This is a genomic window from Noviherbaspirillum cavernae (assembly GCF_003590875.1).
Taxonomy (GTDB): domain Bacteria; phylum Pseudomonadota; class Gammaproteobacteria; order Burkholderiales; family Burkholderiaceae_D; genus Noviherbaspirillum; species Noviherbaspirillum cavernae.
The window spans coordinates 1-7,986 of the sequence record NZ_QYUN01000001.1 but is presented as its reverse complement, the minus strand read 5'-3'; the positions used below and the strand labels follow the sequence as shown (position 1 = coordinate 7,986).

Genomic DNA, 7,986 nt, shown 5'->3' with positions numbered 1-7,986 from the left:
GCAAACCTATCTGCACGATTGCAGCGCCCTGCTCGCAATTGCCGAGCCGATGCAGGTGTCTGGGCGTATCACGCGCGTGACCGGACTCGTCATGGAGGCCGTCGGCCTGAAGCTTGCGGTCGGCAGCGGCTGCACCATCCCGCTGTCAAATGGCGCAAAGATCGAAGCGGAAGTCGTCGGATTCAACGACGACAGGCTCTTTTTGATGCCCCAAGGCGATGTCGAGGGCGTCCTGCCCGGCACGCGGGTGTTCCCGATGGAAATTGCGCAAACCCTGCCCCGCCCGGGCGCGGTCAGTCATCCGCGCCGCCGCCCGAGCGACCGCGCCCGCCACTTGCCGGTCGGCGACGAACTGCTGGGACGCGTGCTCGATGCCGCCGGGCGTCCGCTCGACAATCTCGGCCCGCTGCATGTAGCGCATTCCGCTCCGCTGAACGTGCGCGCAGCCAACCCGTTGTCGCGCGCGCCGATCGTGGACATCCTCGACGTCGGGGTGCGCGCCATCAACAGCATGCTGACGGTCGGGCGCGGCCAGCGCATGGGCTTGTTCGCCGGCTCCGGCGTCGGCAAGAGCGTGCTGCTCGGCATGATGGCGCGCTACACCAGCGCCGACGTCATCGTGGTCGGGCTGATCGGCGAACGGGGCCGCGAAGTCAAGGAATTCATCGAACAGATTCTCGGCCCCGAAGGACTGGCCCGCTCGGTCGTGGTCGCAGCTCCCGCCGACACCTCGCCGCTGATGCGCCTGCAGGGCACGGCGTACGCCACCGCGATCGCCGAGCACTTCCGCGACGAGGGCAAGAACGTGCTGTGATCATGGATTCGCTGACACGCTACGCGATGGCGCAACGCGAAATCGCCTTGGCGATCGGCGAGCCGCCGGCGACCAAGGGCTACCCGCCTTCGGTCTTCGCCAAGCTGCCTGCATTGGTCGAGCGCGCCGGCAACGGCAAGGAAGGCGGTGGTTCGATCACCGCGTTTTACACCGTGCTGACCGAAGGCGACGACCAGCAGGATCCGATCGCGGATGCCGCGCGCGCGATTCTCGACGGCCATATCGTGCTGAACCGCCAACTGGCGGAAGCGGGACATTACCCCGCAATCGACATCGAGCAATCGATCAGCCGCGCCATGCACAGCATCACCACAGCGGAACACCAGAAACTGTCGCGTCACCTGAAGAGCTCACTGCCAGCTATCAGCGCAGCCGCGACCTGATCAGCGTCGGCGCGTACAGCGCCGGATCCGATCCGGTATTGGACGAAGCAATTGCCAATACACAAAGATCGAGTCGTTCCTGCAACAAGATATCTCCGAACAAGCGGGTTTGACCGAGAGCTTGGGGCAACTTTCCTCGCTATTCGAGTGATTGACCTGGCGAGCGCGACACTAGAATCGTCACCATGGCCACCTCCTCTGCCCTCGATACGCTGATTGAATTGGCGACGCAAGCGACCGACGAAGCCGCAAAGCGGCTCGGGCGGGCAGTCCGCGCCACCGAAGATGCGGAGCAGAAGCTGGCGATGCTCATGCAGTATCGTGAAGACTACGTATTGCGCTTTCAGGTCAAGCTGTCGGCGGGTGTCAGCGCCTCCGGCTATCGCAACTTTCAACAGTTCCTGGACAAGCTCGATGAAGCATCAAGGGGCAGCAGCGCGTGGTGCAGGACGCAACTCGCCGCGTGGGCAACGAGCGCACGGCATGGCAAGGCTGCGAGCGCAAGCGCATGTCCTACGACATCCTCGCCGAGCGCACGCTCAAGGTGCAACCAGTTGAAGGAATCCCGGCGGGATCAGAAGCAGACGGACGAGTTCGCCGCCCGGCAATTGCTCTATAAACGCTAACCGTAAAAGCGGCACACATCATGAAAACAGCAGCAATCTCGAACCCGGCCAACGTCAATTCCGCCACCGCTTCCAGTGCGAAGCAATCCGGCGATGCGTCCGGCCTGCCGTTCAGCGAGCTCCTGTCGCGTGAAGTCGCCGATCGCGGCGCGGTCAACGAAGCAGCCATGCCGGCCACCCGCGAAAGCCGCCCCGCCGCGGCCACGCCGCAATCTGCCCGGCCCGCAGCAAAGTCGGACAAAGCCGATTCCGCCGACACGGACACCGCCGCCGTCGCCGAATCCGGCGCTACCGCAGCAAGCGAGGACGCCGCTGTGGCAGCACAAGCAAGACCAAGCCTGCCACCGACGACGCAGAGGAAACCGAGGAGGCCGCATTGGCAGCCGCATCCGAGGAACTGCTCGCCCTGGTTGCCAACCTGAATCAGCCACGCGCCGCTGCGGCCGAGACAAGCACGCAAACACCGGCATCCGACGATGCCGCTGCGGCTGCGACTGCGGCTGCCGCTGCCGCTGCGGCTGCAGCAACGACCGTCATTCAGGCCGCCGATGAGATGCCCGTTTCCGCCGACGCGCAGGCTGCACAGGCTGCCGTGGCCGCGCAGGGAGCGGTGATCGATACCGCACCGGCCGATGCCAAACAGCTTGCCGCCGCCCTTGCCAATGCGCCCGCGCGCGCTCGGCACGAAATCAGCCAAAACGAATCCAGCCGCCGTGACGGAGCTGAAATCCTCCGGCAAGCAACAGCGACCGGATGCCTCGGCAAGAGCTGCGGCACAGACGCAAGCGGGATTCGACGCAGCACTTGCGCAAGGCAAGGAGGCCAAGGCCGCGCCGGAAATGAACGCAGGACAGACGCAAGCGGGCCTTGTGGAAATGACGCCGTCGGCTCAGACGTCACAGGCAGCACAGAACGCACCGGAATTTCACATCCCCAGGACGACGACACCGGACCTGCAAGCCGTGGCTGCAGCCGTCAATGGCACCGCGCAATCCCTCGTCGCACAATCCCCCGCAGCGCTCGATCAGGTGCAAGCCGCGAGCGGCCAACTGCCGGAAACCCTCGCGCCGCGCGTCGGCACACCAGGCTGGGATCAGGCCTTGGGGCAAAAGGTCGTCTGGATGGTTGCAGGCGCACAGCAAAGCGCATCGCTGACGCTCAATCCGCCCGACCTCGGCCCCTTGCAAGTCGTGCTGAACGTCTCCAACAACCAGGCCACCGCCAGCTTCACCGCCGCGCAGCCGGAAGTACGGCAAGCGCTTGAATCAGCCATGCCGAAGCTGCGCGAAATGCTGGGCGACGCCGGCATCCAGCTCGGCCAGGCCAGCGTCAGCGCAGGCATGCCGGACCACCAGCAGCAGGCATTCGGTTCGCAGCAGCAGCCGTCGTCGCGTCATTCCGCGCAAACGAACGACGACACCGACACACCGGCACGTGTCGTCCGCGGCCAGACCATCAAGGGCGGACAAGGGCTGGTCGATACGTTCGCCTGACCGCACTCGTCTTCCATTTTTCTGTTGCACGTTCGGCCTTTCCCTCTGGTCCGACGCCTTTTCCCCTATCCGTAATATTGCCTTTCGGTAATAATTGAATACGCGCCGACTACGCGCACGAACGCTCCGCATCGAGACAACGCATGCGGCGTGCAGCGCGGCCTCAGGATGCGCGGATATGCACTGTCTTATCCCTTCTTTTCGGCGCATCCCGAGCGAGGCTTTTTTTTCATAATGGCTGGAAGCTCATGCAATACAGCCGTATACGAGAACAACCCGAGGACAATCATGGCAACCGCACCCAAAGCAGCAAACAAAAATCTGAAAGCGGTTCCTGCGGCGGATGCGTCTGCTGCCCAACCGGCGAACTCCATGAAAATGATCCTGATCGTAGTGGGCGCAATCCTGCTGACGCTCGCTGCTGCCGGCGGCGCGTGGTTCTTCCTCGGCGCGAACCAGAACAATGCACCCGGATCGCCCTCCACTGCGCCGCGCGCGGTGGACAACAAGCCGCCGGTGTTCATGACGATGGAAACGTTCACCGTCAACCTGCAGACGGAAGACATGGCGCAATTCCTGCAGATCGGCATGACCATGCAGGTGGCGGACCAGGCGACCGCCGACCTGATCAAACTGAACATGCCGCAGGTGCGCAATCGCCTGCTGCTCCTGCTGTCCAGCAAGAAGGCTTCGGAGATTCTCACCATTGACGGCAAGAAAAAACTCGCCGCCGACATCATCGAGCAAGCGAAGCAGCCTTTCTCGCCGCAGGGAGCGAAGCCGGAAGTCACCGACGTGTTCTTCACCTCGTTCGTCGTTCAGTAACAGCCATGGCAGAGAATTTTCTCTCACAGGAAGAAGTCGATGCCCTCTTGAAGGGCGTGACCGGCGACCAGGACGATCTGCAGGTCCAGGAAGATCCGTCCGGCATTCGCCCGTACAACCTTGCGACGCAAGAGCGCATCGTGCGCGGCCGGATGCCGACGCTCGAAATCATCAACGAGCGTTTTGCGCGCCTGTTCCGCATCAGCCTGTTCAATTTCCTGCATCGCACCGCCGAAGTATCGATCGGCCCGGTGCGCGTGTCCAAGTACAGCGAATTCATCCGCAACCTGGTGGTGCCGACCAACCTGAACCTGGTCCACATGAAGCCCTTGCGCGGCACATCGCTGATGGTATTCGACCCGAACCTCGTGTTCCTGCTGGTCGACAACATGTTCGGTGGCGACGGCCGGTTCCACACCCGGGTCGAGGGCCGCGACTTCACGCTGACCGAGCAGCGCATCATCCAGCGCATTCTGAATATCGTGTTCGAAACTACGCAAGTCGTGGGGCCGGCCTACCCGATCCAGTTCGACATCATCCGATATGTTCGAACTGGACGGGTAGCGGATCCAGCGCTTGCTGCGTCAGCGTGGGGGGGGGGGGGGGGGGGGGGGGGGGGGGGGGGGGGGGGGGGGGGGGGGGGGGGGGGGGGGGGGGGGGGGGCGAACACGTTCGAATGCGCTGGATGATGCGCTGCTCGGTCAGCGTGAAGTCGCGGCCCTCGACCCGGGTGTGGAACCGGCCGTCGCCACCGAACATGTTGTCGACCAGCAGGAACACGAGGTTCGGGTCGAATACCATCAGCGATGTGCCGCGCAAGGGCTTCATGTGGACCAGGTTCAGGTTGGTCGGCACCACCAGGTTGCGGATGAATTCGCTGTACTTGGACACGCGCACCGGGCCGATCGATACTTCGGCGGTGCGATGCAGGAAATTGAACAGGCTGATGCGGAACAGGCGCGCAAAACGCTCGTTGATGATTTCGAGCGTCGGCATCCGGCCGCGCACGATGCGCTCTTGCGTCGCAAGGTTGTACGGGCGAATGCCGGACGGATCTTCCTGGACCTGCAGATCGTCCTGGTCGCCGGTCACGCCCTTCAAGAGGGCATCGACTTCTTCCTGTGAGAGAAAATTCTCTGCCATGGCTGTTACTGAACGACGAACGAGGTGAAGAACACGTCGGTGACTTCCGGCTTCGCTCCCTGCGGCGAGAAAGGCTGCTTCGCTTGCTCGATGATGTCGGCGGCGAGTTTTTTCTTGCCGTCAATGGTGAGAATCTCCGAAGCCTTCTTGCTGGACAGCAGGAGCAGCAGGCGATTGCGCACCTGCGGCATGTTCAGTTTGATCAGGTCGGCGGTCGCCTGGTCCGCCACCTGCATGGTCATGCCGATCTGCAGGAATTGCGCCATGTCTTCCGTCTGCAGGTTGACGGTGAACGTTTCCATCGTCATGAACACCGGCGGCTTGTTGTCCACCGCGCGCGGCGCAGTGGAGGGCGATCCGGGTGCATTGTTCTGGTTCGCGCCGAGGAAGAACCACGCGCCGCCGGCAGCAGCGAGCGTCAGCAGGATTGCGCCCACTACGATCAGGATCATTTTCATGGAGTTCGCCGGTTGGGCAGCAGACGCATCCGCCGCAGGAACCGCTTTCAGATTTTTGTTTGCTGCTTTGGGTGCGGTTGCCATGATTGTCCTCGGGTTGTTCTCGTATACGGCTGTATTGCATGAGCTTCCAGCCATTATGAAAAAAAAGCCTCGCTCGGGATGCGCCGAAAAGAAGGGATAAGACAGTGCATATCCGCGCATCCTGAGGCCGCGCTGCACGCCGCATGCGTTGTCTCGATGCGGAGCGTTCGTGCGCGTAGTCGGCGCGTATTCAATTATTACCGAAAGGCAATATTACGGATAGGGGAAAAGGCGTCGGACCAGAGGGAAAGGCCGAACGTGCAACAGAAAAATGGAAGACGAGTGCGGTCAGGCGAACGTATCGACCAGCCCTTGTCCGCCCTTGATGGTCTGGCCGCGGACGACACGTGCCGGTGTGTCGGTGTCGTCGTTCGTTTGCGCGGAATGACGCGACGACGGCTGCTGCTGCGAACCGAATGCCTGCTGCTGGTGGTCCGGCATGCCTGCGCTGACGCTGGCCTGGCCGAGCTGGATGCCGGCGTCGCCCAGCATTTCGCGCAGCTTCGGCATGGCTGATTCAAGCGCTTGCCGTACTTCCGGCTGCGCGGCGGTGAAGCTGGCGGTGGCCTGGTTGTTGGAGACGTTCAGCACGACTTGCAAGGGGCCGAGGTCGGGCGGATTGAGCGTCAGCGATGCGCTTTGCTGTGCGCCTGCAACCATCCAGACGACCTTTTGCCCCAAGGCCTGATCCCAGCCTGGTGTGCCGACGCGCGGCGCGAGGGTTTCCGGCAGTTGGCCGCTCGCGGCTTGCACCTGATCGAGCGCTGCGGGGGATTGTGCGACGAGGGATTGCGCGGTGCCATTGACGGCTGCAGCCACGGCTTGCAGGTCCGGTGTCGTCGTCCTGGGGATGTGAAATTCCGGTGCGTTCTGTGCTGCCTGTGACGTCTGAGCCGACGGCGTCATTTCCACAAGGCCCGCTTGCGTCTGTCCTGCGTTCATTTCCGGCGCGGCCTTGGCCTCCTTGCCTTGCGCAAGTGCTGCGTCGAATCCCGCTTGCGTCTGTGCCGCAGCTCTTGCCGAGGCATCCGGTCGCTGTTGCTTGCCGGAGGATTTCAGCTCCGTCACGGCGGCTGGATTCGTTTTGGCTGATTTCGTGCCGAGCGCGCGCGGCGCATTGGCAAGGGCGGCGGCAAGCTGTTTGGCATCGGCCGGTGCGGTATCGATCACCGCTCCCTGCGCGGCCACGGCAGCCTGTGCAGCCTGCGCGTCGGCGGAAACGGGCATCTCATCGGCGGCCTGAATGACGGTCGTTGCTGCAGCCGCAGCGGCAGCGGCAGCCGCAGTCGCAGCCGCAGCGGCATCGTCGGATGCCGGTGTTTGCGTGCTTGTCTCGGCCGCAGCGGCGCGTGGCTGATTCAGGTTGGCAACCAGGGCGAGCAGTTCCTCGGATGCGGCTGCCAATGCGGCCTCCTCGGTTTCCTCTGCGTCGTCGGTGGCAGGCTTGGTCTTGCCTTGTGCTGCCACAGCGGCGTCCTCGCTTGCTGCGGTAGCGCCGGATTCGGCGACGGCGGCGGTGTCCGTGTCGGCGGAATCGGCTTTGTCCGACTTTGCTGCGGGCCGGGCAGATTGCGGCGTGGCCGCGGCGGGGCGGCTTTCGCGGTGGCCGGCATGGCTGCTTCGTTGACCGCGCCGCGATCGGCGACTTCACGCGACAGGAGCTCGCTGAACGGCAGGCCGGACGCATCGCCGGATTGCTTCGCACTGGAAGCGGTGGCGGAATTGACGTTGGCCGGGTTCGAGATTGCTGCTGTTTTCATGATGTGTGCCGCTTTTACGGTTAGCGTTTATAGAGCAATTGCCGGGCGGCGAACTCGTCCGTCTGCTTCTGATCCCGCCGGGATTCCTTCAACTGTTGCACCTTGAGCGTGCGCTCGGCGAGGATGTCGTAGGACATGCGCTTGCGCTCGCAGCCTTGCCATGCCGTGCGCTCGTTGCCCACGCGGCGAGTTGCGTCCTGCACCACGCGCTGCTGCCCCTTGATCGCTTCATCGAGCTTGTCCAGGAACTGTTGAAAGTTGCGATAGCCGGAGGCGCTGACACCCGCCGACAGCTTGACCTGAAAGCGCAATACGTAGTCTTCACGATACTGCATGAGCATCGCCAGCTTCTGCTCCGCATCTTCGGTGGCGCGGACTG

At 63.3% G+C, this 7,986-nt stretch carries 9 protein-coding genes and 4 pseudogenes; 7 read left to right on the top strand and 6 right to left on the bottom strand.

Translation table 11 applies throughout. The features are described from left to right. From fliI to D3870_RS00035, 4 genes and pseudogenes are all read left to right on the top strand, one after another. Positions 1-1,369: pseudogene (gene fliI, locus D3870_RS00050) on the top strand (flagellar protein export ATPase FliI); the annotation flags it as partial. Between the two features lie 34 nt (positions 1,370-1,403). Continuing rightward, positions 1,404-1,844 (top strand): annotated as a pseudogene (gene fliJ / locus D3870_RS00045) (flagellar export protein FliJ). A 20-nt stretch (positions 1,845-1,864) separates the two neighbouring features. Further along, complete coding sequence (locus D3870_RS00040) at positions 1,865-2,266, top strand: hypothetical protein (RefSeq protein WP_119735632.1); 402 nt, start codon at positions 1,865-1,867, stop codon at positions 2,264-2,266. A 210-nt stretch (positions 2,267-2,476) separates the two neighbouring features. Further along, positions 2,477-3,337, top strand: coding sequence for a flagellar hook-length control protein FliK (locus tag D3870_RS00035; protein ID WP_119735631.1), 861 nt, complete (start codon positions 2,477-2,479; stop codon positions 3,335-3,337). A gap of 188 nt (positions 3,338-3,525) precedes the next feature. Here D3870_RS00035 and D3870_RS22470 read toward each other — a convergent pair whose 3' ends face one another. Further along, positions 3,526-3,711, bottom strand: coding sequence for a hypothetical protein (locus D3870_RS22470; protein WP_199710473.1), 186 nt, complete (start codon positions 3,709-3,711; stop codon positions 3,526-3,528). Here D3870_RS22470 and fliL (D3870_RS00030) point away from each other — a divergent pair. Together fliL (D3870_RS00030) and D3870_RS00025 are read left to right on the top strand one after the other, a co-directional pair. Next, complete coding sequence (gene fliL, locus D3870_RS00030) at positions 3,710-4,162, top strand: flagellar basal body-associated protein FliL (RefSeq protein ID WP_242489795.1); 453 nt, start codon at positions 3,710-3,712, stop codon at positions 4,160-4,162. The genes D3870_RS22470 and fliL (D3870_RS00030) overlap by 2 nt on opposite strands. Positions 4,163-4,167: 5 nt before the next feature. Continuing rightward, positions 4,168-4,704 (top strand): annotated as a pseudogene (locus D3870_RS00025) (flagellar motor switch protein FliM); the annotation flags it as partial. A gap of 133 nt (positions 4,705-4,837) precedes the next feature. Here D3870_RS00025 and D3870_RS00020 read toward each other — a convergent pair. Continuing rightward, a pseudogene (locus tag D3870_RS00020) lies at positions 4,838-5,305 on the bottom strand (flagellar motor switch protein FliM); the annotation flags it as partial. A gap of 5 nt (positions 5,306-5,310) precedes the next feature. Further along, a complete protein-coding gene (fliL, locus tag D3870_RS00015) occupies positions 5,311-5,763 on the bottom strand; it encodes a flagellar basal body-associated protein FliL (protein ID WP_242489795.1) in 453 nt (150 codons plus the stop codon). Between fliL (D3870_RS00015) and D3870_RS22465 the strand changes: the two genes are divergently transcribed. Continuing rightward, positions 5,762-5,947 carry a hypothetical protein gene (locus D3870_RS22465; RefSeq protein ID WP_199710473.1) on the top strand — a complete coding sequence of 62 codons (186 nt, stop codon included), beginning with the start codon at positions 5,762-5,764 and terminating at the stop codon, positions 5,945-5,947. The genes fliL (D3870_RS00015) and D3870_RS22465 overlap by 2 nt on opposite strands. A gap of 188 nt (positions 5,948-6,135) precedes the next feature. Here the strand turns inward: D3870_RS22465 and D3870_RS23190 are convergent, their stop codons facing one another. The 3 genes from D3870_RS23190 to fliJ (D3870_RS00005) all read right to left on the bottom strand — a co-directional run. Beyond that, on the bottom strand, positions 6,136-6,507 hold the full coding sequence (locus D3870_RS23190; RefSeq protein WP_422879631.1) for a flagellar hook-length control protein FliK: 372 nt from the start codon (positions 6,505-6,507) through the stop codon (positions 6,136-6,138). Between the two features lie 698 nt (positions 6,508-7,205). Next, on the bottom strand, positions 7,206-7,607 hold the full coding sequence (locus tag D3870_RS21885; protein ID WP_147375664.1) for a hypothetical protein: 402 nt from the start codon (positions 7,605-7,607) through the stop codon (positions 7,206-7,208). 20 nt (positions 7,608-7,627) lie between these two features. Continuing rightward, on the bottom strand, positions 7,628-7,986 hold a 359-nt coding region (gene fliJ / locus D3870_RS00005), incomplete at its 5' end, for a flagellar export protein FliJ (protein WP_119735625.1).

What these genes read in the sequence shown, in the direction of transcription:
- D3870_RS00040 (WP_119735632.1), top strand. Translation starts at nt 1,865, where the DNA reads ATGAAAACAGCAGCAATCTCGAACCCGGCCAACGTCAATTCCGCCACC.
- D3870_RS00035 (WP_119735631.1), top strand. Translation starts at nt 2,477, where the DNA reads ATGCCAAACAGCTTGCCGCCGCCCTTGCCAATGCGCCCGCGCGCGCTC.
- fliL (WP_242489795.1), top strand. Translation starts at nt 3,710, where the DNA reads ATGAAAATGATCCTGATCGTAGTGGGCGCAATCCTGCTGACGCTCGCT.
- D3870_RS22470 (WP_199710473.1), bottom strand. Translation starts at nt 3,711, where the DNA reads ATGGAGTTCGCCGGTTGGGCAGCAGACGCATCCGCCGCAGGAACCGCT.
- D3870_RS22465 (WP_199710473.1), top strand. Translation starts at nt 5,762, where the DNA reads ATGGAGTTCGCCGGTTGGGCAGCAGACGCATCCGCCGCAGGAACCGCT.
- fliL (WP_242489795.1), bottom strand. Translation starts at nt 5,763, where the DNA reads ATGAAAATGATCCTGATCGTAGTGGGCGCAATCCTGCTGACGCTCGCT.
- D3870_RS23190 (WP_422879631.1), bottom strand. Translation starts at nt 6,507, where the DNA reads ATGGTTGCAGGCGCACAGCAAAGCGCATCGCTGACGCTCAATCCGCCC.
- D3870_RS21885 (WP_147375664.1), bottom strand. Translation starts at nt 7,607, where the DNA reads ATGAAAACAGCAGCAATCTCGAACCCGGCCAACGTCAATTCCGCCACC.